The sequence below is a fragment of the Caldicoprobacter guelmensis genome, from assembly GCF_016908415.1.
In the GTDB taxonomy this organism is placed as follows: Bacteria; Bacillota; Clostridia; order Caldicoprobacterales; family Caldicoprobacteraceae; genus Caldicoprobacter; species Caldicoprobacter guelmensis.
On sequence record NZ_JAFBDW010000001.1, the window covers coordinates 414,777 to 440,700 of the forward strand.

Here is a 25,924-nt window from a genome sequence, read left to right on the forward strand (position 1 = left end):
GCCATCTTTCGTGCCAATTCCCAAAATTCTCTTAATAGACCTTTTAGAAGAACAAATCCCTTTCGCCGTTCTCAATCCTCTTCAGTCTCTCTATTGTCTTCTCACGCATGACAGGATTAGGGATGTTTGCTAAATTTTTCTCTATTACCTGGTTGCCTAGCACTTTCAATTCATCATCGGCGTAGTCTTCCAGATATTCTTTAAATGTTAATATGGCATTAGGATAACACAGGTTATGAATTTGCCCGCTTTTGGCAAATTCCATAAACCTCTCTCCAGTTCTGCCCGCCCGATAACATGCAGTGCAGTAACTTGGTAAATATCCCTGCCTGCACAGGGTCTTTAAAACCTCAAGGGGTGAACGATGGTCGGCCAGCTCAAACTGAGGCTGGTTATTCCCTTGGTCGTGAAGCACATACCCCCCCACATCGGTGCACGAGCCGGCGCTAATCTGCGAAACGCCTAAGTTGATGACCTCTTCCCTAAATCCGGGCGCCTCACGCGTAGACAAGATGATACCCGTATATGGCACAGCCAACCTGAGTATGGCCACTATCCGCTTAAAGTCGTGGTCCGACACCAGATAAGGAAATTCCTCAAGCGAAACGCCTACAGCCGGCCTCAGCCTGGGCACCGAAATGGTGTGTGGCCCCACCCCGTATTTTTCCTCCAGATGCTGAGCATGGAGCAAAAGCCCCAACACCTCGTATCGGTAATCGTAAAGTCCGAATAACACTCCCAATCCAACATCATCTATGCCACCTTCCATGGCTCTGTCCATAGCAGTGGTGTGGTAGTCGTAATCGCTCTTTGGCCCTGCGGGATGATATTTGCTGTAGCTCTCACGGTGATAAGTCTCCTGAAATAGAACATATGTCCCAACCCCTGCATCTTTAAGCTTTTTGTAGTTTTCCACGCTGGTCGCAGCTATATTTACGTTGATCCGCCTTATACTCCCATTTTTTATCTTAGTGCTGTATATCACATCCATAACATGGGTTATATATTCGATGGGGCAGTTTTTATCATCCTCTCCTGCTTCCAGCGCAATTCTCTTGTGGCCCAGGCTCTCGATTATTTCAACCTCCCTGCGGATCTCTTCGTCGGTGAGCTTCTTCCTGTTAATTTTGTTTGTACACTTATAACCGCAATACCTGCACTGGTTTACACAGTAATTCGACACATAAAGCGGCGCAAACATCACTATGCGAGTCCCGTATATGGCATCCTTTACCTCTCGGGCAGCCTTAAAAAGCTTTTCGTTTAATTCCGGGTCATCGGCCTGCAAAAGGGCAGCCGTCTCTTCTAGAGTTAGCCCCTTAGCCTGCCTACCTTTTTCAATGATAGCCTCAACCTCGCCAACCGTCTTATTTTTCCCTTTTTCAAGAGCTTCAAAGATAACTTCATCCTTTATAAAATCTGCTTTTAAGCTCATCACCATAACTTACCATCCCTTCCTATTCTCATATTTTTATGTTTTTACGGCATAAAACAAGCTTTTTATAATGCAAATTCAGTACCAACCACTACGCCATTAAAACCTCCCACGAATTTTAATCGGTTACCCTTGGCAATACCCTTTATTGGCTATACGGCTATAAAACCACGCTTTTTATATGAAATCCATTATCGCCGCAATTCAGTCTCAAAAGGCTGCAATACCCTCTCTAAAATTCCATTCACGTACGCAATAAACACTCCGTAGTTTACAATGGGTACGCCGGCGCTTGTCACCTGCCTTATCCTGTACAGCATTTCCCTCCTGGTTAGCATACATCCTCCACAATGGATAACCAGCGAATAGTCCTTAAGGTTATCGGGAAAATCCACTCCGCTTACAAAATTGAGGTTTAAATCCCTGCCCGTTTTTTGCTTGAGCCAGCGGGGGATCTTCACACGTGCGATATCATCGTCCTGCCGGTGGTGGGTACAGGCTTCGGCTATCAGCACTCTGTCACCGTCTTTAAGCTGAGCAACGGCATGAGCACCCCTCACCAGCTCCTTCAGATCGCCTTTATAGCGCGCAAACAAGATAGAAAAAGAAGTGAGGGGTATATCCGGTGGCGTGTCAGCAGCAACTTTGTGGAACACCTGAGAATCGGTAATGACCAACCGTGGTTTTACAGCAAGCCCATCAATAGTAGCCTTAAGCCTATCCTCCTGCGTAACCACCGCCATTCCTCGGCCATCCAGTATATCCCTTATGACTTGCTGCTGTGGGAGTATAAGCCTCCCTTTAGGGGCGGACTTATCAATCGGCACCACCAACACCACAAAATCACCCGGTGAAATTAAATCTCTGACAATCACATCACGTTGTTCTTCTGTGTGTGCGACTTCAACAATAGCCTTTTTTAAGGCCTCTATGCCTTTGCCTGTAATAGATGATACCTCAATAAGCGGGATTCCCCATTTTTGGCTGTACTGGGTTATTATCTCAGAATTAATCAATGATTGATCAACTTTATTCACAGCCCCAATCACAGGGAATTTATATCCCCTTAGCAGGTTCATCAGGTGCTCTTCAAACTCACCTATACCTACCTTTCCATCCACTACCAAAATAGCTATATCAGTTTTATTTAAAACATCCATTGTCTTTTTTTTGCGCAGTTCTCCCAGTTCGCCTTCATCATCCAATCCCGCTGTGTCTATCAAAACCACCGGCCCTAGCGGCAAAAGTTCCATCGCCTTGTAAACCGGATCAGTAGTGGTACCCTTTATGGGCGAGACCAAAGCAATGTCTTGGCCGGTTATAGCGTTTATTAAGCTGGACTTCCCGGCATTTCTTCTACCCAGTATGGTTATGTGCAGTCTTTCTGAACGTGGCGTGCTGTTAAGGCACATATTATACCCCCTCTTCTGTTACAATTTCATTTATACCACAGCTCAAATTACATCAGGTCATTACGTTAGTTTACAATATACATACCAATCTACATAAGAAAGTCATCCTGTTCCAATTACTGTTAACATAACAAGGGAAAACATCCTCTTTTCTCAATACAGCTAGGTATACAATTGATATAGGCTTCATCAGCCCAAAACTAAAAATACCCTTCCCCGAAAGATCGGAAAAGGGCACATATCTAAACTTTTAATGCACATCCGTTTCCTCTCTCTCAGGGAACCACCCCTTGAGGTTAGAAACCATCTCAATATTTCATTTGTTAAAATTATAACAAAACGTGATAAAAAAATCAATATTGGGCAAAATTTTATTGAGTAATTAACCTAACTTCCTCCACCAATGCTCTCAATTTACGGCAAACTATACTGCATTCATTCGGATTATGAGATAATGATGAGAATATTTCATCTACCCTCTCTTTATAGTTACATGGTACTTTTGAGAACCCAGCTATCATCTTCACCGCTTTTTTTTCGTTTATGCAGTACTCCTCATTTACAGCAAACAAAACTTGGTTTATACATGATATCACTCTGAAAATATGACCTGCAACATAGTAAATATCATCATTACCAGCATTATTTTCAGCAATTGTCAGAGAAAACTCTGCTTCCGGCAAAAATTTTTCAATTACGGCTTTCTTGATATTTGAAGGGTAAGGTATGGTTTTGGCCTTTAACGCTTGTAATTGCCCGTTGATGTCAACAAGAATTTTGCATATAGCAAGTTCACCCATGTACATAACATTTATGTATGCATGTGGATGTCCCCAGTGATAATGAGCTGAAATTTTGCCATCGATACTATCACAGATAACCTGTTCTACCCGCTTTATATCCCTTAAAATAAAATCAACATGGACTCCATCTATAACCAGCCAACCACCCGCGTTAACCCATTCTCCCCAGCCTCCAATCGGTGTAATGATGTTCTCACGATGATAATCATCCAGCTCGGTTGCGATAGAGTTTATTTTAGACAAATCCAATTTGCTCAAATCATAATAAATGCCAATATCTATGTCTGAGTCAATTCTGTTAGTTCCACGGGCTCTTGAACCACCCAACACGACACCAACAACTCCTGATACCCCACTTAGTGGCTCTGCAATTTTTTCCAAAATATGTTTTATATCCAAAAACTGACCACTCCCCCATAACATATTGATTTAATATTAAACTTCTTTCTTCCAATCATATGGAAGAAGCTGCCCTATGGTTACCACAACTCCTTCATCAACCATCACCTGGGCATTTAAGTTTTCGTCATGGAGCTGGCTTATGAATTCCCGACAACGGCCGCAGGGAGACATAATACGCCCATCCCACCCCACAGCAATCATTTTAAGCACGCGGCTTTCTCCAGCAGTTACCATGGCAGCTGCTGCAGCGTGCTCGGCACAAAATCCCATTGAACATGCTGTATCGATGCACACGCCCGTATATACCTTTCCGCTTTCCGCAAGGATTGCTGCTCCCACCCCGCCTGCTTCAGCATGATCAGAAAGCTTCCGGGGATTTACCACCGATTTAGCTATTTGATATAGGTCATTAAAATCCATCCTTTATCCCCCTTTGCTACAATAAATATTCATCTATTAGTATAAAGCCAGGCGTAAGTCCAATAAAGTACACCTGGCTTTAACTATTTTTGTTTTATCCAGCAGCTTAACCTTATATCTTTTCTGGAGCTGATACGGATAATTTACAGTCCCATTTCAAGATATTAAATTTTATCACCAGTAGCACCGATAAGGCTTTATAATTATTAAGCCTTGTCTTAAGCCTTATCGGCAAGGATATATAATCCTAATCAAAACTTACTTTCCACCACGTAAGTCAATTACGATGACTGAAAATTCTCCTTCTGGCTCCTCCTCAATGATATTTGTGGGAGAAACCAACTCAACTAAATCCCTTCCTACTATGCTGGGACTCTCTTTTACGCGCTTTATGAGAGATTCGGGATTGAGGTCCAAAGTCGATATGGCTCCTTTCATCGCTCCCTTAATTCTGACCTTTCTAGTGAGGGCTCGTGTGTCAACCCCTTCTATAGACCACAAATCCTGACACTTTGATCCCATTTGACTCAACATCCTCTTCATTAATGCCGTAAATTCCAACTTCAGGATAGGTCATAACAACGATTTGGCCTGTGTACGAAGGGTCTGTGAGCACTTCCTGATAGCCCGTCATCCCCGTGGTGAAGACCAGCTCGCCAAAAGTCTCACCTTCCGCTCCCAAACTCTGCCCAAATTGAAACGTCCCATCCTCCAAAGCTATAAGCGCCTTTGCCATGGCATATTTCCTCCTTCATTTGGATATTAAGGTGCCTTTTATTATCTTTTCTCCAATGTTTCTTTCATTTTTCTCAATAAATCAGTAACACCACCTGTTAAATAATTGTATAACAACAAGCTACCTGAATACTTGCATTTTGTAAACTGCAATATCCACTCAGCTTTTCTTTTATTCCTCCCAATGTTTGTGGCTGAAGATTCCCTTAACAGTGGACTCTTCATCTTCAACCAACAATCAAAAGTTGCAATTATTATAAAGCATGTTTTTCAGAATATCAATAACTATTTTGTTTGAAGTGTATCAGTATAGAATCAGTGGTACTTTTGCAGTTACATATTATCTGGAATAAATCGATGGGTTTTACATAAAAATACCTTTTGATTATCCCACAAAAAGTATCGGTTCTAAATAAAATTTCTTAAACCTATTGTCGAAAAACAACCAAACCAATGAACACAAATATAAAAATGAGTATAAAAAAGAAGGAGTTAATCTGTTCTTCCGATCCTTCTTTATCCATTTCAATAAACTCTTGAAATTCATGGCTGCTATCTTAAACCCAAACCACAATTTTGAACGCAATAATCCCCTTACCGGCATAAAGTCCACTTTGTATTTCCTCTTCACTACTGATGGTATACCCTCTATCCTGGCTCTTTGACTCGCTATTCTTATGTACTCTTCTGTCCCCATCTTCACTCGCAACAAGCTCAACCGAAAAATATTTGTTCTATAGTATAAAGCCAGGTGTAAGTTCAGCAACATACACCTGGCTTTAGCCTAACCCATGTTAGTCCATCAACTTAACCTTATAACATTTATGTATTTGTGCAGGATAGCTTTCTGCTATAGCTCCATTATAGAATACTTGAACCTTGTCCCCCGCTTTTATCTGGCTAACCTCTATCTCTTTGCCTTGAGAATCAACCAACTTCACATCATCATTTATATACACCACAATCTTGTCGGCTGAGCTAAGTTCTCTGGAGCCTTCCACAGGCTGTACCAGCAGGCTTGACTGATTATTCTCAAGGACATCAGCATTGAAGCTTGCCTCATCCCTGTTGCCAGCACTGCCGCAGGACGATAAAACAAGCAATATTATTGATAACAATACAAAAAACAAACTGCTCCTTTTCATGATAAAACCTCCTCCATAAAATAGCTTCGATAAATTAGACGTGGCCTAAATAAATTTGTTGCATTGAGCATTCGTCAAATAATGGTTTCCATCTATAGGAACGGATTTCCAAGATAACCATACTTAAGTTTCATAATCACTGTGAAGAAATCTTTTACCTCTGCCATTTGATTTTCTATTATATAAATAAGCCTTCCTGCCATTACTGGCAAGAAGGCTGTGCGGCTCAACAGGCTTACTCCTTAATTCCGGTATATATCCTCATAGCATCGCGCAGAAATTCTGCACACCCTGGAGCAATTTTATCGTAGTATGCTTTAAATCTCTCATCTTGGACGTACATCTGCACCAGCGCCATATGTGCCTCTTTGGAGTAGCTGCTCCAGAAGTACATGAGCCATTTTTTGTGAAGCTCACATGCCCTTTGAGCTAGTTCACCGGCAGGGTCCCCTGTATCAAACGCCAGTTTTAGTGTCTCATTGAGTTCGCTTGACAGTTTCTCTAAAGCAACATACTCTTCTTCAGTCATATTCTTCAGCTTTTTATATGAAGAATCAACCGCCTCGTCTCCATACTTCTCCCTTATTTCTTTACCATATTTCAGCTCGTTTTCTTCAATCATTTTTTGTTTAAACCCTTCAAATTTTTCTTTATCTGTCATAATTACCCTCCCTTCCAACATCGCTATGGTTTTTTCAACATTGGCTATCAACTTTTCCAAACGCTTCTTCTCGTCAAGGAGTTTGGCACGGTATTCCTTTAGGGCCTCAACCCTATTAAATGATGGAGAAGTTAGAATTTCTTTTATATCATTAAGGCTCACACCAAGTTCTCTATAAAACAAAATTTGCTGTAGCTTATCGACTTCTGCCTCCCCGTATATGCGATACCCTGATGAATTTACTCTAGCCGGCTTGAGAAGCCCAATTTCATCATAGTATCTAAGGGCCCGCGTTGTTATCCCTGCTAATTTTGCCAATTCATGTATCGTGTACTCCATACCATCCCTCCTTGACACCCGTATTATAAACCTTTACGTTACGTCAATGTCAACACAAAAAAATAACAATTTTTTAGAATCGTATTTAGCTGTTAAAACGCAATCCTTAATTTACAGGATATAATTGATTCCTATACTTAACAATTACAATCACTAATTTTTCCAGATTTACATCGGTATTTTACTACAACAGGCTGTATTGTAACATAAGTGTTTATAGGTAGAAAATCCAAATTAACAAACCAGCAACAAATCACTGCCATAAAAAACTATTATTCAATAAAATAATCGACAATGCCGCAGTATATTGCCCAGGCCACTTGCTCCTGGTACTCGTCAGTTCTGAGCAGCCTCTCCTCCTGAGGATTTGACAGGAAGCCGCACTCCACCACAACGCTGGGAGCTTGCCCCGCTTTTAGTATGAGAAGATCATTTACCGCCTTAATCTGCCTTGTATTGCCGCGGTTTAAAACTTTTATAAGCTGGGTTTGGATGCACTGCGCCAGCCTCTTCCCTTCCTCGCTTCCAGACATGTAGAAGGTCTGTGCACCATAATACTTTGACTGCCGAAACTTGTTAAGGTGTATGCTGACAACTATATCGGCATTGCTGTTTCTTATAATCTCAACCCGCCTTTGCATGTCCTCCCTCTTGTTTCTTCCCAGAGCCTCATCGGTTTGACGGGTCATTATGACCGTGGCCCCCTGATTTTCCAGATGTTTTTTAAGCTTCTTGGCTATGAGCAGATTGATCCTATCCTCCCGGGTACCGCTATTGCTAACAGCTCCCGGGTCAAAGCCGCCATGCCCCGCATCTATCACAATTACCTTTTTGCTGACCGGTGAGGCAAGGGTAAGGATTGCGCTGTCCTCTTTGGACTTCAATGCAAATAATAAAAAAAGTATCAAACCCAGTAAAACCCAAAATACTATAAGCCATTTCTTTGTTATGAATATAACCCTCATAAGATAAAAAACCTCCAGCAAAATCTTCCTGTAAAAGGATATTGCTGGAGGTGTTTGTCCTATTCGCTTAAAAAGTCAATTCGGTAGCCAAACTTACAGTTTACACCGTAAGCAACGAGATTAATTTTACTTGATTTTACTGGAATATTTTAGTAAGAATAATATTATGATTTTACCTGAATAATTAAAATCACATAGTCCCTTCTAGATGTCAATCCCCTTATCTAACTCCTATTTCACAAATCTATTCTCTATATAACCTATCTTCTCAATCTCAATTCTCACCACATCGCCGGGTTTCAAAAACCTGGGTGGGTCAAACCCCATACCCACCCCTGCCGGCGTCCCTGTGGCCAGTATGTCTCCTGGTTCCAGCGTCAGGCCCTGTGAAAGTATGCTTATAAGCTTTGGAATGCTAAATATCATATTGCGAGTGTTTGAGCTTTGGCGCAGCTCCCCATTTACCTTGCTGGATATATTGAGCTCAACCGGGTCACCGATCTCGTCTTTGGTCACAATCCAGGGACCCATGGGGCAAAATCCATCCAGGCTCTTGCCCTTGAACCACTGGTTATGATTTCTCTGCAGGTCCCTTGCCGTCACGTCGTTGAGGATGGTATATCCGAAAACGTAATCCATCGCCTCTTCCTCAGGTATGTTGATACCCCTCTTGCCTATAATCACCGCCAGCTCTGCCTCATAGTCCACCTGCGATGTAACATTGGAGTGCAGTGAAATTTCGGCAAACGGCCCGGTGACGGTATGTGTGGCTTTGGTAAAATACTGCGGATACTTCGTATTAAGCCCCGATATATTTCTATCCTTGTTTAGCTCTTCGATATGATCCAGATAATTCTTTCCTACGCAGAATATGTTGCGCGCTGGGTTAGGAATGGGAGCTAGCAATTCAACATCGTCTAAGCTGAGCCATTGATCGCTCGGCAAAGGCGCTTCAGGCAACAACATTTTGCCATCCGAAGCACCTGATAACCGTATAAACTCAAGGAGGGTTAGCGGTGCTCTATCATCAAGCCATAATAGAGCAGGACAGATAAGTCCCAACTCAGGCCTTACAATGCCCCAATCTTCTTTGTCCCCTACTATAAAAGTTGCCAGATACATTGCAACACTTCCTTTACTCTATTATTTTTGGACAACCAAGTCCTTATTAAGACATAAATGCCCAGCGGTATATGAGGTGACAGCTTTATTAAAGGATGCACATCTGAATAAAAAAACCCGTCACCGGTTCAATAAATGTTATTATACCCCACGTAATACCAGTAATACAAACCTCTCATTGTCGCTCAAAACATTTCTCATTTATAAACTCTCCCCTAGTATACCTCTCTTAAGAAAATTCCATCTCAATATAAATATTCGCTCTGAAACAAAATATAGCATTACATAAACATTATACTTATGCCTTCCTCTTTTTGTCAATCAAATAGCCGATAAATCATCTAACTTTTAAAGTCTTCAAAATAACCTTGAAAATGCCTATTGACTTGTCCATTCAACAATTGTAGAATTTTATATGTAAAACTGCATAGGTGGTTTGAGTCTTATGGTCCGAAGAGGTTAAAAGGGAAAGCGGTGAAAATCCGCTGCAGCCCCCGCTACTGTGAGCGAGGATGAAGCCCTGATACGCCACTGTCCCCTTTTAGTTAAAGCGGGGATGGGAAGGCTGGGTGGAAGATGAATCGCGAGCCAGGAGACCTGCCATAAGACGACGACACTGCGCCTTCGGAGGGAAGGTGGAGCAGTATTTTTGTGCCCGGGTTTAAAGCCCGGGAGAAGTCTATATTTTTATATCTTTGTGCCCAAAAGGCCTACCTCCGTAAGGGAGGAGGCCTTTTTTTGATATAAAAACCTTAAACCGAGGAGGATGATTTTTATGAAGAGCTTTAAAGGCATATTGGCTTTGATGCTGGTAATTTTGCTCGCTTTAGGTGCTGTAGCTTGCTCAAGTGATAAGAAAGATGACAAAAAGCTACAAGGCATTGGAAACAATGAAAGTGCATCTCAAGATGCAGGTGCGGTACAGTTTCCTTTCAAGTTTACCGACTTTTTAGGCAGGGAAGTAACTGTTGAAAAGGAGCCTCAAAGGATAGTGTCGCTGGCGCCTTCCATAACCGAACTCATCTATGCTTTGGGAGCAGGTGACAAGGTGGTAGGCGTCACGTCATTTGATAATTATCCCCCAGAAGTGCAAAACGTGCCTAAGGTAGGCGATTTTAATGCTCCAAACGTAGAGGCCATCATCGCGCAAAAGCCCGACATAATACTTGCCTCTTCCCTATCGGGCAAGGACAAGATGGAGTCGCTACAGCAGTCCACCGGCATTCCCGTGGCAGTGCTGGAAGCAAAAAATATCCAGCAGATATATGAGTCGATCGAGCTAATCAGCAAGCTCACAGGCACCCAGGACAAGGGACAACAGGTTATAAAGGAGATGCAGGATAAAATTCATGAAATAAGCAGCAAGACAAAGGATTTGCCCAAAGTAAAGGTGTTTTATCTGCTGGACATAAACGGCAACTGGACGGCAGGTAAAGGGTCGTTTATCGATGAGCTTATAACCCTTGCCGGGGGAGAGAACATAGCGGCCGACGCAGGTGCAGAATGGGTACAATACAGTTTAGAGGAGCTGGTCAAGAAAAATCCAGATGTTATAATAATGAGTGCATATGCCGGGAAAATAGATGATGTAAAAAATGCACAAGGCTACAAAGACACCAATGCCGTAAAAAATGGCAAGGTGTACATGATCAGCAACGATGACATCGTGTCCAGGGCTTCCAACAGGATCGTTCTGGGTTTAGAAGAGATTGCCAAGATACTGCATCCGGAGGTTTTAAAGTAAGGTGAAGCTGAAAACTAGCGCATATTTTTTAATAGCATTCCTGGCGTTCGTTATGGGAGCTGTATTTTCAATTTGGGCAGGGGCAGTCGATATGTCCCTGCACAATATTTTAAATGCATTTATGGGCAAGGGCGATGAGACTTCTAGGATAATAATACTCGACCTGAGGCTTCCCAGGTTGATTGAGGCAGCAGTGGTGGGCATGGGCCTTTCTGTGGCGGGCACTTTTTTTCAGGGGCTACTGAGAAATCCCATGGCTGACCCATATATACTGGGGATATCCTCGGGTGCCGCCCTTGGGGCCACCATAGCCACAGTGCTGGGATTAGGGATATTGGGACTCAATGCCATGGCATTCGTGGCATCGCTTATAACCGTGGTTTTCGTATACACCATATCCAAAGTAAGTGAACGAATATCCATGACCACCATGCTCCTGTCAGGAATTGCGATAAGTACCTTTATGTCGGCTATCATATCCCTTATGATGCTGCTCAACCACAACGAGCTGGCCAGGATAATCTTTTGGACCATGGGTGGCTTCAGCCTTGTAAGCTGGAAAGACGTGATGTTTTCGACACCGGTAATAGCCATTGGCTCTTTGGCCTTATATACTTTTGCAAGGGATTTAAACGTCATATTGACCGGAGAAGAGGTGGCCGAGCATCTGGGGGTCAACACAGAACTGGTCAAAAAGGCGGTGCTGGCATTAGGTTCCCTGATAACCGCCACCGCTGTGTCGGTTGGAGGGGTCATAGGGTTTGTTGGCCTCATCGTACCCCACATATCCCGGTTGATAGTAGGGCCTGATAACAGGGTGCTAGTGCCCTTTAGCGCCATAATGGGAGCAACCTTTTTACTCTTTGCCGATGTGGTGGCAAGGGTTATATTGAAGCCGGCAGAGGTGCCCATAGGCATAATTACGGCAGCCTTGGGAGGCCCTTTTTTCCTCTATTTGCTGGTGAAGACCAGACGAAAAGGCAAAGGAATGTGATACCCATGGAAATCCTTAAAGTGGAAGGTTTGTGCTTCTCATACGGACAGGTTGAGGTATTAAAAGGGATAGACTTCACCGTAAATAGAAATATGGTGCTGGGCATAATAGGCGCCAATGGCAGTGGCAAGACCACCCTACTTAAGAATATATCGGGGTATTTAAAGCCCATTTCGGGCAGCGTATTTATTCTGGGAAAGAACATCAGGGATTATGATATAAAAGAAAGGGCAAGATACATCGGATATGTTCCCCAGGATGGGGTACACGATTTTGAATTCACCTGCTATGACATAGTGATGATGGGCAGGATGCCATATCTTAGGCGTTTTCAATCCGAAACGAAGGAAGACAGAAACATCGTAAGGGAGTGCATGGAAGTCACCAATACATGGCACCTGAAAGACAGGAGCATATGGCATTTGAGCGGCGGCGAAAGGCAGAGGGTGTATATAGCCCGAGCACTAGCTCAAAAGCCAAGGATTTTGTTGATGGATGAGCCTATATCCCACCTCGACATAAGGTACCAACTTGAAATACTGTCGCTTGTGAGAAGCCTAGCCTTTAAAGGCCTACTGGTAATAGCAGTGCTCCACGATATAAATCTGGCGTCGGAATTCTGTGACCAGGTTCTCATAATGAAGGATGGGCAAATGATAGCGTGTGGTTCTCCCGCTAAAGTGTTGACACGGGAAAACATCATGACCGCCTTCTCAGTAGACGCTAAAATTGTGGAAAATCCTGTTTCAGGAAGGCCCTATGTCATTCCATTCCACATTCGTTCACAAAATGGGCGCAATTAACGATAAAAAGAACGTTTGGCAACTGTCAATTAAAATGCTATAGTGCGCTAATAGTTCTCTCATTTATCCTAAATCAAAAGAATTAAAGCACATTGCAAAAACTATGGGAGGAAGATTTATGGGCAATCCAGAAATCTTAAAGAAAAAAGTTCTACATCGGCTTAACAACCTCACCAAACCCGTTGGGAGCCTTGGATACCTTGAAGAAATAGCGCTTAAAATGGCGCTTATTCAAGGAAAAGAGCTTCCTGACCTTCCGAAAAACAAGAAGGTCTATGTCTTTGCGGGTGACCACGGCGTTGTTGCCCGCGGCGTTTCGGCCTATCCCAAGGATGTCACCTATCAAATGGTGTTCAACTTTTTAAACGGCGGTGCTGCGGTTAACGTCTTTGCCAGGCATGTGGGAGCAGAAGTTTTTGTTGTAGATTCAGGCGTTGATTACGAGTTTGAAGATTCACCCTACTTAATCAAGGCAAAAGTCGGATTTGGTACCAAAGATTTTTCTGCCCAGCCGGCAATGAGTATAGAAGAAGCAAGCAAGTGCATTGATTATGGAAGGAAAATTGCCCGCAAGGCAATAGATGAAGGAGCTGACTTGTTGGCAATTGGAGATATGGGGATCGGCAATACGACAACCGCTACAGCCATTGCTGTTGCCTTTGGGTATGACATAGATGAAATACTTGATATCGGTACACCCATTGATGACGCTACCTTGCAGAACAAGAAACAGGTAATTCTCAAAGCTATGGAGGTCAATAGGCCGGATAAGGCTGATGCGCTCGACGTTTTGGCAAAAGTGGGGGGTTATTGCATCGGAGAAATGGCGGGATTCATACTGGAGGCGGCAGATTCGCATGTCCCTGTCGTTGTGGACGGCTTCCCCACAACCAGTGCGCTCTTGATAGCCTATAACATGGATAATAGAGTGCTGGATTACGTCTTTGCAGGACATAAATCTTCTGTCAAAGGCCACGGCGTAATCCTCAATTCGCTTGGGTTAAGGCCCATTCTGGACTTGGGTATGAGGCTTGGCGAAGGAACAGGCGCTGTTTTGGCCATGAGCATCATCGAAGCCGCTATAAAGATGATTCGTGAGATGGCGACGTTTGATTCCGCAGGCGTTTCAAAAGGAAGTGAACAGATATGATACTGATAACCGGTGGCATAAAATCAGGCAAAAGCTCATTTGCCCTTAGTCTGGCAAAAAAGTTTAACAAAAAGGCCTTTGTGGCAACGGGAGAACCGTTTGATGAAGAGATGAGGCTTCGGATTGCCAGGCATAAACTTGAACGGGGCAGCGAATTTGACACTTTTGAAGAGCCGATAAAGATTTATGATGTTATACAGCAAATAAAGGACAATTACGACGTCATCCTCGTTGACTGTATGACAACATGGCTAGGGAATATATTCCATTACAATAAAGACCCTGAGCAGGAAATGGAGAAGTTGCTGGCATCCGTTTCAGGTAAAGAGATCATAGTGACAAACGAGGTTGGATTTGGTCTAATACCTGTTGATAAAACAGCCAGGCTATACACCGAAAAGCTGGGCCAGTTAAACTTAAAGTTGGCGCACAGGGCGCAAGAAGTTTTCTTGGTTGTATCCGGCATACCGATAAAAATCAAGTGATGCGGGTGATGGATTTGTTTAAACAGTTGATAGGCACCACTTCATGGCTTTTCCCTGGCACATACTACCAAAATGCAAGGTCTGCTGCCCAAAAAGTTGATTTTGTGGAACTGCTGGTGTATCAATGGGATGAAGAAACGCATAAGCTGCTAAGCCAGGAAATTGGTGGACTTATGGAGCTCAAACAGCAGGGATTGCTGTACACCGTACACCTTCCCACCAACGATATTGAGGAGGCAAGGGGCGCCTTTGAATTTTTTGAAAATTCAGAGCTTGATGTAATGACCTACGTACTGCATCCCCTTGACGGATTTAAAGATTTCCAATGGAATGAAAAGGTGGCCATAGAAAATATGGTTGGAAAAGTTGAAGCCTATGATAAGATGGTGTTTGACATAGGCCACCACATGCTGGGAGAGAAATTTCCCCCTGAATATCTAGACAGCGTGGTCGAGATTCACCTTATGGGTGTAAACGGCAATCAAGACCACTTAAAGCTTAACGATGATACTTTGGAGGAGCTATGTCTTTTATTCGGCGATAAGCTGTATTCTGTACCATATATCTGCTTTGAGATATTTGATATGGACCTACTGGAAGACTCCTTGAAGATATGGAAAAATATGATAAACAGAGGTTGAGAAAGGCAATGGGAAAAACAATCATAGAGAAAACAGTAAATGAGGTCAAAATCATGCTGCTGTCGTTGTCGTTTATATCACGCATACCCGTTAGATTGCCCGGCAAGATGACCGTAACCGATGGAGACATAAAAGCATGCGTCAGATACTTCTCGCTTATAGGGTATATCCCAGGGCTGACCTTTGCGCTGGGCAGAACGACTCACAACACCATATTTTATCTCACATCAATAGCCATTGCTTTTTGGCTGTTTGACCTTTTCCATTTTGATGGTCTGCTTGATACCTTCGATGGCTTTTTCAACCAGGGCACGAAAGAGAAGCGGCTTCAAATAATGTCTTACGGGAATGTGGGCCCCTTTGCGGTGTTTTTCGGTATGCTGTACATGATCTCATTTTGGGAGATTTTTAAAATTGCTCCCCCAATAAACTTCATATATGCCTCTGTATTTGGAAGACTTTCAATGACGACGCTGCTACACATATCACGTCCTTCAAAAGAAGAAGGACTCGGGGCGTTTTTATATCCCACTTCGAAAATCAACCTCATCATATCATTTCTATGGACAATGCCCCTGCTATTTATAAAACCATATCATTTTATTATCGCGTTTGTGGTTTCCCAGCTTACAGCCCTCTCCATGAAATACATCTCGGAGAAGAAAATAAGTGGGGTAACCGGTGATGTGCTGGGAGCAACTAGCTTACTGGGTCAAATATTTGTGTTAGTAGGTTTATCCTTATTTTGCAATTAACGTTTCAAAACACGAAATAAAGCTAATCTCCTTCTTTTTAAAATATGTATATTCTTCACTAGGTAAAAATTTTACTTTTTCAAAGAATTTGTAAATACACTTAATAAAAAACCGGTTTTACACGCCGGCCCCCATTACAACGCGCACTTCATGGCGTATGCCGTCATCCATAAGGCGAATCCTCTTATCAGGCACCTTTTGCCCATCAAGCAGCACCGTCCTTACGCCCTTGCTGACCCCTTGCGGGTTCTCCACTATGATATGATAGGTACTGCCCCTGTAATTGTATGTAATCTCGTACTTACTCCACGACTGAGGTATACAGGGGTCTATAATCAGGTATTCACCTTCCAGCTTAAAGCCCAGTATGTGTTCAAGCCCCACCCTGTACATCCAGGCCGCCGAACCGGTATACCAGGTCCAGCCTCCCCTACCTACATACAGCGGTGTGGAATACACATCTGCCGCCATTACATATGGCTCAACTTTGTACCGCGAAACTTCACTTAAAGTACGAGCGTGATTAATAGGATTGAGCAAATTGAAAAGCTCAACAGCCTTATTGCCATCGCCCAGCTTGGCAAACGCCATGACCACCCACACTGCAGCATGGGTGTATTGCCCACCGTTTTCCCTCACTCCCGGAATATATCCTTTGATATATCCAGGTTCCAGGTGGGTTTTATCAAATGGCGGTGTGAACAGGCGTATAATCCCCTCTTCGCGGCGTATTAAGTAGTTTTCCAGCGCTCGCATGGACTCATGAACGCGATTGGGGTTTGCACCTTCTGATATGACGGCCCAGGATTGGGATATGGAATCTATCTGGCACTCGTCATTCTGCTCAGAACCCAGCGGCGTGCCGTCGTCAAAGTAGGCCCGCCTGTACCACCCACCGTCCCATCCATGCCTCTCAACAGCCTCGAGAATTTTCTGCGCTATACTCCTTAAGCTCCTTGCCCTCTCTTGATCCCCTCGCGCCTCACAAATGGGGGCAAACCTCTGAAGCGTGGTATAAAGGAACCATCCCAGCCATACGCTTTCGCCCCTGCCCTCTCTTCCTATATTGTCCATGCCATCATTCCAATCCCCTGTGCCAATGAGAGGCAGGCCATGTGGTCCAAATTTAAGCGCTCTCTCTATAGCCCGTATACAGTGTTCGTAAACAGTAGCCTTGCTTTCTGAGATACGTGGAATGTTGTAGCGTTCCATCTCCCCAGGTGCCAAAGGCGCATCTTCAAGGAAATAAACTTCCTCATCCAGTATGCTCAAGTCGCCAGTAACCTTCACGTAATCAGCCACCACAAACGGCAGGAACAGCAGGTCATCCGACATTCGCGTGCGAATCCCCTTGAAAGGCATGTGCCACCAGTGCTGCACATCCCCCTCGACAAACTGATGAGCGCTGGCTTCGATGATGTGTTGCCTTGTAAGGCCAGGCAGGCTGTAAACTAAAGCCATGGAATCCTGAAGCTGGTCTCTGAATCCATAAGCGCCGCCTGCCTGATAAAAGCTGGTCCTGCCCCACATCCTGCATGAAAGCACCTGATATACCAGCCAGCGGTTGAGCAGCAGGTCCATAGACTGCTCCGGCGTGCTTACCTGTACTGTCCCCAGGATGCCGTCCCAGAGCCTCTTCACGTTTTCAAGCTCCTCATCCACCCTTTCAACATCGCTATACAGGCCTATAATCCGGTGCACTTCTTCCAAGCTTTCACCCTGGCCCAGCAAGCACAAAATTTCTTTTTGCTGGTCCGGCTCTAACGTTATCCTCACCTGAAGCGCACCGCAGGGGTCATAACCGGCACCCGTCCGCCCTGAAAGCCCAATTCTCTTCAAAGCAGCAGGGTCTTGTGCGCTTCCGTTTCTCCCCAAAAATTCCGTCCTGTCGCATGTATAGGAAGAAACAGGCAGGTTAACTGCCATAAAGGCTATCCGTCCGGGATATTCTTCGTTATAAGTGTTTCTAGCAAGCAGGGCTCCCGTCTTTTGGTCGCGTTGGGTAACGATGAACTGGCTGGTGCCATGCCGCTGAACGCCCAGCACCCATTCAACGTAATAAGTAAGGGTTATCCTCTTGGTCCATTTGGAATGATTCTTTAAAACCACCTTTGAAACCTTAACCGGTTGTTCCAATGGAACGAACATCTCCTGCCGCTGCAAAAGCCCGTGGCTTATATGCTCAAATATGGTGTAGCCCTGCCCATGCCGAACGGTATATGGTTGCCTCTCTCGAATGGGAGATGGAGTTATGGTCCAAACCTGTCCCGTATCCTCATCCCTTAGATAGATAACCTCGCCAGCGGGGTCAATGATGGGATCATTAGACCAGGGCGTCAACTTATTTTGGCGGCTGTTTTTGCACCAGGTATATCCACCTCCCGATTCGGTAACCAAAAATCCAAATTGGCTGTTGGACACGATATTGCTCCAGGGCATAGGAGTATACTTATCTCGTTGCAATTTGATAACGTACTCCCGACCGTCTCTTGTAAATCCCCCCAAACCGTTGAAAAAGGCAAGGTCCTCTTCCACGTCATATGCTATTTCCTCTTCACGTTCGGTCAACGCTGTCACATTCAACGGAGGCGGTAGCGCTTCTTTAGGTTCATAGAATTTGAGCTGCGACGATATGCTGCCGCCATCGCCTGACAGCACCAGGCGTGCAGCCGCCTTAAGCAGCGTTTTATCCTCTTCCGGCATGAATATCCCCTGTATGAGGTACACTCCTCCTGGCCTGTTTTGAAGGTCTCTGGCATGGCTGATCATCACCAAATCTTGAAGCCTTTCCTGCACAGGCTGCTCATAGCTGCTGCCATATTCGTTGAGCAGTACCAGGTCCACATTTAGACCTTTGAGGCGCCAATACTCATGAGCTGTTAGCACTTGCTTGACCAGCTCCATATGTTCTAGCTTGCTTACCTCAACCAGTACTATGGGAATATCTCCCGAAATGCCGTATGCCCACAGCCCAGACTGACCTCTACAATTCTTCTTTAGTAGCTCTTCTTTATTCCTCTGTAGAGGAGTTGAATAGAGTATATGCGAGGCCATCTTGAGGTACAAATTCACTTGTCCTGAAGTTATATTAAGGTATCGCATCTCAACCTGGCTATGGGTCCATGCCAGCTCAAATGCACGGGAAGCGGCGTTCCCATTCCTGTACTCCTTTGCAAGGGAAATAGCAGCCTCACGGCTATCAGCCACACCCACTATGAAAGATATCTTGGCAGTTTTACCAGGAGGGATGGCTATTCTCTGCCGCAAGCTCATGATAGGGTCAACCACCGCTCCGGCAGTATTTGACAGTGGATGTTCTGGATCCATCACCTGCGGGAAAGCCAGGTCTCTACCCCTGCCAATGAAGCGTGCTCGATCAGTTTCGTACTGTGGTTGGCCTATAGCTTCGCCTTCCAGTACAAATGTATGGACCAACCACACAGGCTTGTGGTGAGGCTTCCGGGGCCTTCTTCTAGCCAAAAGGGCATTATGCTCGGGCACATACTCGGTCTCGACAAAGAGGTTGTTAAAAGCCCGATGTGCCATATCGTCTACCAATGGCGACAGCACAGGTTCAAAATAGCTGGTGACTTCTACTACACGCCCGTGTTGACTGTGGTTGGTAAGGCTTATCCTCCTTATCTCGACATTATGCTCGGTTGATACCGTTACCTCTGTAAGGGTTTCAATGTTGCCATCCTTTCTTAAAAACACGGCGTGGTCAGGTTCGAATACCACACGGTATTCATCCGGCCTTATTTTTGTGGGGTTATAAGTAGCCGACCAAAATTCGTTTGAGTTCAAATTTTTTATATAGAAAAACATGCCATGCCCTTCCAGCGTAAAATCCTCAAGCCAGCGATTAACCGCTATTCCCTGAATCTGGCTGAATCCGTTGCCAGCTGCTGTAATCATTACCGAATAGGTACCGTTGGACAGGAGATGCACCTCTGGGATGTCAGTAACAGGCTCCGAGAAACGCCTTCTTGGCCTAATTTCATGGTATTTTACCTTTTCGGCCTCCACATCCAAAGGCTTTTCGCTGACATCTTTTAAAATTACTTGTTTTTCTGGGATGCGTTCCTGGAGCAAAAGCTCAGTGGCTCGGACCATGGGACAAGCATGAAACCTCTCCTGCATAACGTTGTCATTTAAGAAGTTATTCAGCGCCAACAACGCCATACCTTGATGGTGAGCCATAAAGCTCTTAACTACCATGTTCCTCTTCTTTTGAGGCAAACGCTCAGGGGTGTAATCAATGGCTTCATACAAACCGTAAGTACCATCTGCTCCCTCTGCAATAAGGGCCTCCACATTTTTTACGGCAGCCACAGGATTTATTGGCAACGCTAAAAGGGTGGCATAGGGCGCAATGACAATGTCGTTTATAAGCCCACGCTTAAGCCCTAGTTTTGGTACCCCAAAGGCCTTATACTGGTAATTAAGATGCAGGTCAAAGGCATAAAATGCAGATTCTGACACACCCCAGGGTACATGGCGCTGTTCTCCATATTGAATCTGGGCCTCAACAGCCGCTGTATATGCCTCATCCAGCAAGGTATAATCGTAGTTCTTCATTATCAAAAGCGGCATCATGTATTCAAACATGGTACCGCTCCACGATAGTAGTACCTTGTATTCCCCCACCATGGTCAAAGGTCTTCCCAGACGGAACCAGTGCTTCTGCGGCACATCACCCTTGGCTATTGCCACAAAGCTGGTCTGCCTTGCCTCAGAAGCCAAAAGGTCATAATAGCTCTTTATGAGCTTGCCCTTTTCCACATCATAACCCACTGAAAACAGTTCCAAGTTTGGGTCATACACCACACGGAAATTGGTACCTAATATCAGTTTGTCAATCCTTCGGCTTAAACCGTTGCAACGATGGACAAAATCCTTTACAGCAGCATGTGACTTTGCCAATGCCAGTTCAAAATCCTTTAACCAATCCATGAGCCGTTGAGCTTTCTCATCTGCATGCCCTTCTTCATATAGCAACTGCATGACCTCCGAAAGGCTGTCCAAAACAAGGGTATAGTTATCCAGCAGCCATTTTGGCGAAAATCCTCTGTCTAGCTGTTCTATCAGACTACCAAATTTTCTGGCAGTCTCAAAATATCCATGCTGGCCACCCTTTAACTCCTGAGGCACACTAAGCAGCATTGTCACCCATGGTGCCAGACAGTCAATCTCCTGGAGGTAAAGGTCAATATACCTGTCAATACCGCTCTCTTTTTGTTTTATGTCATCAAGGAGTATCTTCCAGCCTGTAAACGTAATATCAGCATTGACCGCTGGGTAATCAGGCAAACAGTCCCATTTTTTGCCGTAAAGCATCATCGTATCCCTTAGGCCTTCTAGCATTTCTTTGCTTACCAGCGGCCTCTTTAAAAGGTCTTCAATGCCCTGTTTGATGGTTATAAGGTAACCCACCAGGTTACCACTGTCGACCGACGATATGATGCGAGGCCTAAGTGGCTCTAACGTCACCGTATTGTACCAGTTATACAGATGGCCTTCAAGCTTTTCCATCTTTTCAATGGTAGAAAGGGTACGCTCCACTCTTTCGATGGTCTCAAGTGTAGTTATATATCCCAGGTCACGCGCCGCTATAACTGACATGAGGTACAAACCGATGTTGGTTGGTGAAGTCCGATGAGCTATACCAACTGGTGGGTCCTCTTGGTAATTATCTGGGGGTAACCAGTTATCTTCAGAGCCAACAAAATCCTCAAAGAATTTCCATGTCTTTCTGGCAATAAGCCTCAGCCTTAGAATCTGCTCTTGCGATAGAGTCGGTACCCGCTTTTGCTTGGGCCGGCTAATGCGATAAGCAATTAGCGGAGACAAACCCCATAATGTAGACAACAGAATAGCTGGGACCCACAACCCCGGATTGAAAAGGATAACCCACACCAAGAAGAAAGTCGCAACAGCCGTAGCAGGCCACATCTTTCTCCAAAAATCGGCAAGCTGCCCCTTAAAACTTCGCTCGGCATCAGCCGCCGTCACCCACTCCAGCATATTCCTGTGAGTAAAGGCTACCCTTACAATGGTACGCGCTATGGCATCAACCATCAAATAAGCTTGATGGGCTAAAAACACAAATGACAATATAATCTGCCATGTGAGGCTTCTGACACCAAACAGGGCATCAGCTAGCTTTGTGGAGGGACCAGTCCGCCTGCTACCCGATAAGAAATTGGATATTACATCAATCACTAGAGGAAATGCCATGGTAACCATACCAAGTGCTACCCATAACCAAATAGGCCCTGAAAGGGTTGTCATCCCCAACATCAAAGCCAAGAAAATGGCAGGTGGAAGCAAGCTGCGCCTCATATTATCCAATATCTTCCATTTAGAAAGAGAGTTTAAAGGATTAATCACGTTGTTGCCCTTGGCATCTTTTATACGGGAGAACAGCCACGGGATAAGCTGCCAATCACCTCGGACCCAACGGTGCAGCCTCATGGCGTAGGCTACATAATGTGATGGATAACCGTCTATCAACTCTATATCAGTGACCAGCCCGGCCCTCAAATAGCTCCCTTCAAGCAGGTCATGGCTTAAAATAGTGTTTTCCGGTACAGCCTGGTCCAGAATGTTATAAAATGCATCCAGGTCGTAGATCCCCTTACCCGTAAATATTCCTTCACCGAAGAGGTCCTGATAAACATCCGAAATCGCAGTGGTATAGGGGTCAATACCGGTTTGCCCTGAAAATATTAAAGCAAAAAAGGAGCGGCTGGCGCTATCCACAGCCACCCCTATCCTGGGCTGAAGTAGCCCGTAGCCCTCTTCCACCCGAGGTGTAGAAGGATTAAATCTGGGGCGGTTAAGCGGATGCGCCATTGCACCCACCAGGCGTTTGGCGGCATCCCTAGGCAGTTGCGTATCAGCATCGAGAGTGATGATGTATTTGACAGACTTTAGTGCCGAAAGGTCCCCTACTTTTACGTAGTAACTGGTGTCTTCGCTGCCCTTTAAAAGGCGGTTGAGCTCTACGATGGCACCTCTCTTACGTTCCCAACCCATCCAGGACTTCTGAGCCGGATTCCATTGCCTTAAGCGATGAAAATAGAAGAAAATATCCTTTCTTTCATGGCTGTAACGGGCATTTAACTCCTCGATAGCCTTTTTAGCTGCCTCGACAATCTTTTCATCCTGGGGTTCTGTTTGATTCGAGGAATCTTTAAAATCGCCCACCAGGGCAAAATGGAGATTTTTCTCGTGATTGGCTAGGTAAAATACCTCCATCTGCTCTACCAGTTCTTTAACTCGCTTCTCACTAGACAGGAGGGCTGGAATTATCACCAGAGTACGGTATTCAGATGGTATACCATCCTTGAACTCCAGCTTTGGTATATGGCAGGGTGGCAATATCTTGGTGACAACCCAATGAACTATGCCAATAGCCAAACTTATAATTGGAATGACGGCTATAGCCGTAGATGCCACTAGATCCCACAAACTCGTAGTCTTATCATAATTGAGTATAATAAAGTAAAACAAGGTAAACAAAGCGGCTGTGAGCAGCAAGATACCACCAAAATAAAAACCATAAGGGTGATCAACTATTTCCTGCCTTAGCTTTTTAGCAATCCCCTTTTTGACGTTTAGCCGTGCCTCAAGCTGCCTCCTGCCTTTTCCTATAAGGTAATACCCCACATGCCTGTGCCGCGCCTCAGCATGCGGATTATTCCCAAATTCACGGGCACAATCAACAGCAGCCTGCGCCACTTCCCATTCGCCAACATCGGCTTCTTTGGCAAGCTCCTCCACCTGCCGACGATAAAAGTCGCGGGAAGCAAATTCCATCTTCCCATAAACTCCTTCGGGGTCCTGGCGCAAGATTTGTTCCACTATACTCAATTCTTCAAAGAGTTCTTCCCACTTAATTCCTGCTAAAAAACGCAGGGTAGTGATGGCATTCCCTATAGAGACCTTGTATGCCGCCTGTTGCTGATGCTCCTGCTGTATTATCTCCTCGGCATTGGTGCCCTGGAGTGCCAGTTTCCCGTCAATCCATCTGATGATGGGAGCAGCTTCGCTCCCGTGCTCCCTTAAACATTTAAGAAGCCTTTCGGCATAGGCCGGTATCATGGTGCCAATTTGACTGTCGTGCTCTGAAATGACCCTCTGTATATCCTCTTCAGCGTTTTCAATGGCCGCTAGTAACCGCTCAGCCCACTTTTCAGCTTCTTCTTTCAAATTTTGCGATTCCACTATATGTACAGATATACTGCGAATCTTCTTTATCAAAGCAATACGTATCATGATTGGGATTACCCAAAGTTCACGGCTGGTAAGAGGAGCTATTGATTGGTATCCAATTATGAAGGCCTTGATGTCATCATCGCTTAGGCAGCCATCGGTATAGGAGAGCATTTCTTCTACCAGCGCATACACCCTGGGCAATCCCTTGTACTTTCCAGCTTCAAGCACAGGAAGTTCACTATAACATTCCTGACTCAAGCTGTGTTTAATATCCTTTATTTGTTCCTCAATCATGTAAAAATTGTCCAACAGCCATTCAGCAGCCGGAACTATATACCCTTTTTTCTTGACCACTTCGTTGGTAACTTTATAGGCTTTAAACAATACCTCAATATCTTCATCAATCCTGGGAAATGCATTACGGGATAGTGCAGCGCCCTTCCTAATTTTGTGGTTCTCGGCAATTTCTTTAGCACGTTGTCTTATCTCTTCTACATTTGGCATCTCAATTCCCCTTTGCATGTAAGTGTTGCCTATGTTTCTATAAATAATTATTGACGATTTCACAAAGCTGAATACATGCAAAGGCTGGAATTGATAAATACAGCTACATCTCCAACACCGCTTTTAAGGCTTGCCTGTTTGCCATAACATTTAAAGCCTCATTAGCCTCAACTAGCTTAAACCGATGGGTAATCATCTTTTTGAAAATTTCTGGATTTTCAAGTACTAAGTTGAGAGCCTGCCAGGTATGCCTGGTATCGCTCACCCATACCCCCTGAATCCTTATGTTTTTCCTCACCACATCATAATAGAAGTCGATGTGTTCTACACCAGCTGGCTGAGCAAAACCTGTCGAAAGATAAATTCCCCCACTTCTTAAAAGCTTTATGCCCTCTTCCACCACGCCCTGAGAACCCACGGCCTCTACCACGACATCAGCCCCACGCCCTCCAGTTATATCCATAATAAATTCCCTTCTCTGCTCTACAGTGGTAGTGTGGCGGTCCAGAACAATAGCTCCCACCTCTTTGCATACGTTAAGGCGAGAAGAGGATCCGCCTATAACTACAACTTTTGAAGCGCCCAACTTCTTGGCAAAAGCCACGGCATATATCCCCAGCGGGCCGGGCCCCTGCACTACCACCGTATCCCCCACATTATGTTCAATCATATCAAATGCGTGGGCCACGGTGGCACCCGAACATGAAGCCGAAACTATGACTGCGGGATCTATGTCCTCGGTAATCTTGAATATATCGGTATCGCGGTTTAATATGATGTATTCGGAATAACAGCCATTTAAATATGGAGGTATGCTGCACGACATATTAATGCCGTAAACTTTCCTTTGCTGACACATCGATGGCTCCCTCAGGATTTTACAAGCAAAACACCGGTTGCAGCTGATACCCCGGTTCCATATTATAAAGTCTCCCTCTTTTAATGGCAGTCCATCAACTGTAAATTTTTCACCTTTAATCTCAGCCACTATTCCTACTCCTTCATGGCCCAAGATAATGGGGAGGGGAGTTCTGGGGTCCTCACCCCTCCCCATGTGTACATCAGACCCGCACACTCCCGCAGCTTTGATTTTAACCAGCACCTGACCCTCTTCCAGAACTGGAATCTCAAACTCCTTAAGTTCAAGCGGATTATTAAACTTCATCAAAACCATGGCTTTGCTTTTCAT

General features: G+C 44.7%; 18 protein-coding genes, 1 pseudogene and 1 riboswitch. Of the genes and pseudogenes, 7 read left to right on the forward strand and 12 right to left on the reverse strand.

What is annotated here, in order from left to right; all coding sequences use genetic code 11:
* Positions 1-43 precede the first annotated feature (43 nt).
* The 10 genes and pseudogenes from hydG to JOD02_RS02180 all read right to left on the reverse strand — a co-directional run bounded on the left by hydG (position 44) and on the right by JOD02_RS02180 (position 9,439).
* The gene (gene hydG / locus JOD02_RS02135; protein WP_394355731.1) at positions 44-1,438 is read right to left on the reverse strand and encodes a [FeFe] hydrogenase H-cluster radical SAM maturase HydG; all 1,395 of its coding nucleotides are present in this window, start codon (positions 1,436-1,438) and stop codon (positions 44-46) included.
* Between the two features lie 188 nt (positions 1,439-1,626).
* On the reverse strand, positions 1,627-2,847 hold the full coding sequence (gene hydF, locus JOD02_RS02140; RefSeq protein WP_204486485.1) for a [FeFe] hydrogenase H-cluster maturation GTPase HydF: 1,221 nt from the start codon (positions 2,845-2,847) through the stop codon (positions 1,627-1,629).
* Positions 2,848-3,218: 371 nt separating this feature from the next.
* Complete coding sequence (locus tag JOD02_RS02145) at positions 3,219-4,049, reverse strand: nucleotidyltransferase domain-containing protein (protein ID WP_243426268.1); 831 nt, start codon at positions 4,047-4,049, stop codon at positions 3,219-3,221.
* Between the two features lie 36 nt (positions 4,050-4,085).
* Positions 4,086-4,472 carry a cytidine deaminase family protein gene (locus tag JOD02_RS02150; protein ID WP_204486487.1) on the reverse strand — a complete coding sequence of 129 codons (387 nt, stop codon included), beginning with the start codon at positions 4,470-4,472 and terminating at the stop codon, positions 4,086-4,088.
* 276 nt (positions 4,473-4,748) lie between these two features.
* Positions 4,749-5,208, reverse strand: a pseudogene (locus JOD02_RS11850) (carbamoyl-phosphate synthase domain-containing protein); the annotation flags it as partial.
* Positions 5,209-5,592: 384 nt separating this feature from the next.
* Positions 5,593-5,976: a transposase gene (locus tag JOD02_RS11855; RefSeq protein WP_394355728.1), complete on the reverse strand. Its 384-nt coding sequence runs from the start codon at positions 5,974-5,976 to the stop codon at positions 5,593-5,595.
* Positions 5,977-6,001: 25 nt separating this feature from the next.
* The gene (locus tag JOD02_RS02165; RefSeq protein WP_204486489.1) at positions 6,002-6,352 is read right to left on the reverse strand and encodes a DUF3221 domain-containing protein; all 351 of its coding nucleotides are present in this window, start codon (positions 6,350-6,352) and stop codon (positions 6,002-6,004) included.
* A gap of 235 nt (positions 6,353-6,587) precedes the next feature.
* The gene (locus JOD02_RS02170; RefSeq protein WP_204486491.1) at positions 6,588-7,352 is read right to left on the reverse strand and encodes a MerR family transcriptional regulator; all 765 of its coding nucleotides are present in this window, start codon (positions 7,350-7,352) and stop codon (positions 6,588-6,590) included.
* A 272-nt stretch (positions 7,353-7,624) separates the two neighbouring features.
* Positions 7,625-8,317 (reverse strand): N-acetylmuramoyl-L-alanine amidase CwlD, encoded by a 693-nt coding sequence (gene cwlD / locus JOD02_RS02175; protein ID WP_204486493.1) that lies wholly within the window; start codon positions 8,315-8,317, stop codon positions 7,625-7,627.
* A gap of 231 nt (positions 8,318-8,548) precedes the next feature.
* Positions 8,549-9,439 (reverse strand): fumarylacetoacetate hydrolase family protein, encoded by an 891-nt coding sequence (locus JOD02_RS02180; RefSeq protein WP_204486494.1) that lies wholly within the window; start codon positions 9,437-9,439, stop codon positions 8,549-8,551.
* 429 nt (positions 9,440-9,868) lie between these two features.
* A riboswitch (cobalamin riboswitch) is annotated at positions 9,869-10,058 on the forward strand.
* Positions 10,059-10,214: 156 nt separating this feature from the next.
* Here JOD02_RS02180 and JOD02_RS02185 point away from each other — a divergent pair.
* From JOD02_RS02185 to JOD02_RS02215, 7 genes are all read left to right on the forward strand, one after another.
* On the forward strand, positions 10,215-11,183 hold the full coding sequence (locus JOD02_RS02185) for an ABC transporter substrate-binding protein (protein ID WP_204486496.1): 969 nt from the start codon (positions 10,215-10,217) through the stop codon (positions 11,181-11,183).
* Between the two features lies 1 nt (position 11,184).
* Positions 11,185-12,177 carry a FecCD family ABC transporter permease gene (locus tag JOD02_RS02190; RefSeq protein WP_341534510.1) on the forward strand — a complete coding sequence of 331 codons (993 nt, stop codon included), beginning with the start codon at positions 11,185-11,187 and terminating at the stop codon, positions 12,175-12,177.
* 5 nt (positions 12,178-12,182) lie between these two features.
* The gene (locus JOD02_RS02195) at positions 12,183-12,980 is read left to right on the forward strand and encodes an ABC transporter ATP-binding protein (protein ID WP_204486498.1); all 798 of its coding nucleotides are present in this window, start codon (positions 12,183-12,185) and stop codon (positions 12,978-12,980) included.
* 118 nt (positions 12,981-13,098) lie between these two features.
* Positions 13,099-14,130 (forward strand): nicotinate-nucleotide--dimethylbenzimidazole phosphoribosyltransferase, encoded by a 1,032-nt coding sequence (cobT, locus tag JOD02_RS02200; RefSeq protein WP_243426269.1) that lies wholly within the window; start codon positions 13,099-13,101, stop codon positions 14,128-14,130.
* Positions 14,127-14,615, forward strand: coding sequence for a bifunctional adenosylcobinamide kinase/adenosylcobinamide-phosphate guanylyltransferase (locus JOD02_RS02205; protein ID WP_204486500.1), 489 nt, complete (start codon positions 14,127-14,129; stop codon positions 14,613-14,615). Before cobT ends, JOD02_RS02205 begins: the two co-directional genes overlap by 4 nt.
* A gap of 8 nt (positions 14,616-14,623) precedes the next feature.
* Complete coding sequence (gene cbiR, locus JOD02_RS02210) at positions 14,624-15,256, forward strand: cobamide remodeling phosphodiesterase CbiR (protein WP_204486501.1); 633 nt, start codon at positions 14,624-14,626, stop codon at positions 15,254-15,256.
* 8 nt (positions 15,257-15,264) lie between these two features.
* Positions 15,265-16,011 (forward strand): adenosylcobinamide-GDP ribazoletransferase, encoded by a 747-nt coding sequence (locus tag JOD02_RS02215; protein ID WP_204486502.1) that lies wholly within the window; start codon positions 15,265-15,267, stop codon positions 16,009-16,011.
* A gap of 117 nt (positions 16,012-16,128) precedes the next feature.
* Here the strand turns inward: JOD02_RS02215 and JOD02_RS02220 are convergent, their stop codons facing one another.
* Positions 16,129-24,735, reverse strand: coding sequence for a GH36-type glycosyl hydrolase domain-containing protein (locus JOD02_RS02220; RefSeq protein ID WP_243426270.1), 8,607 nt, complete (start codon positions 24,733-24,735; stop codon positions 16,129-16,131).
* 103 nt (positions 24,736-24,838) lie between these two features.
* Complete coding sequence (locus JOD02_RS02225) at positions 24,839-25,924, reverse strand: zinc-binding dehydrogenase (RefSeq protein ID WP_204486503.1); 1,086 nt, start codon at positions 25,922-25,924, stop codon at positions 24,839-24,841.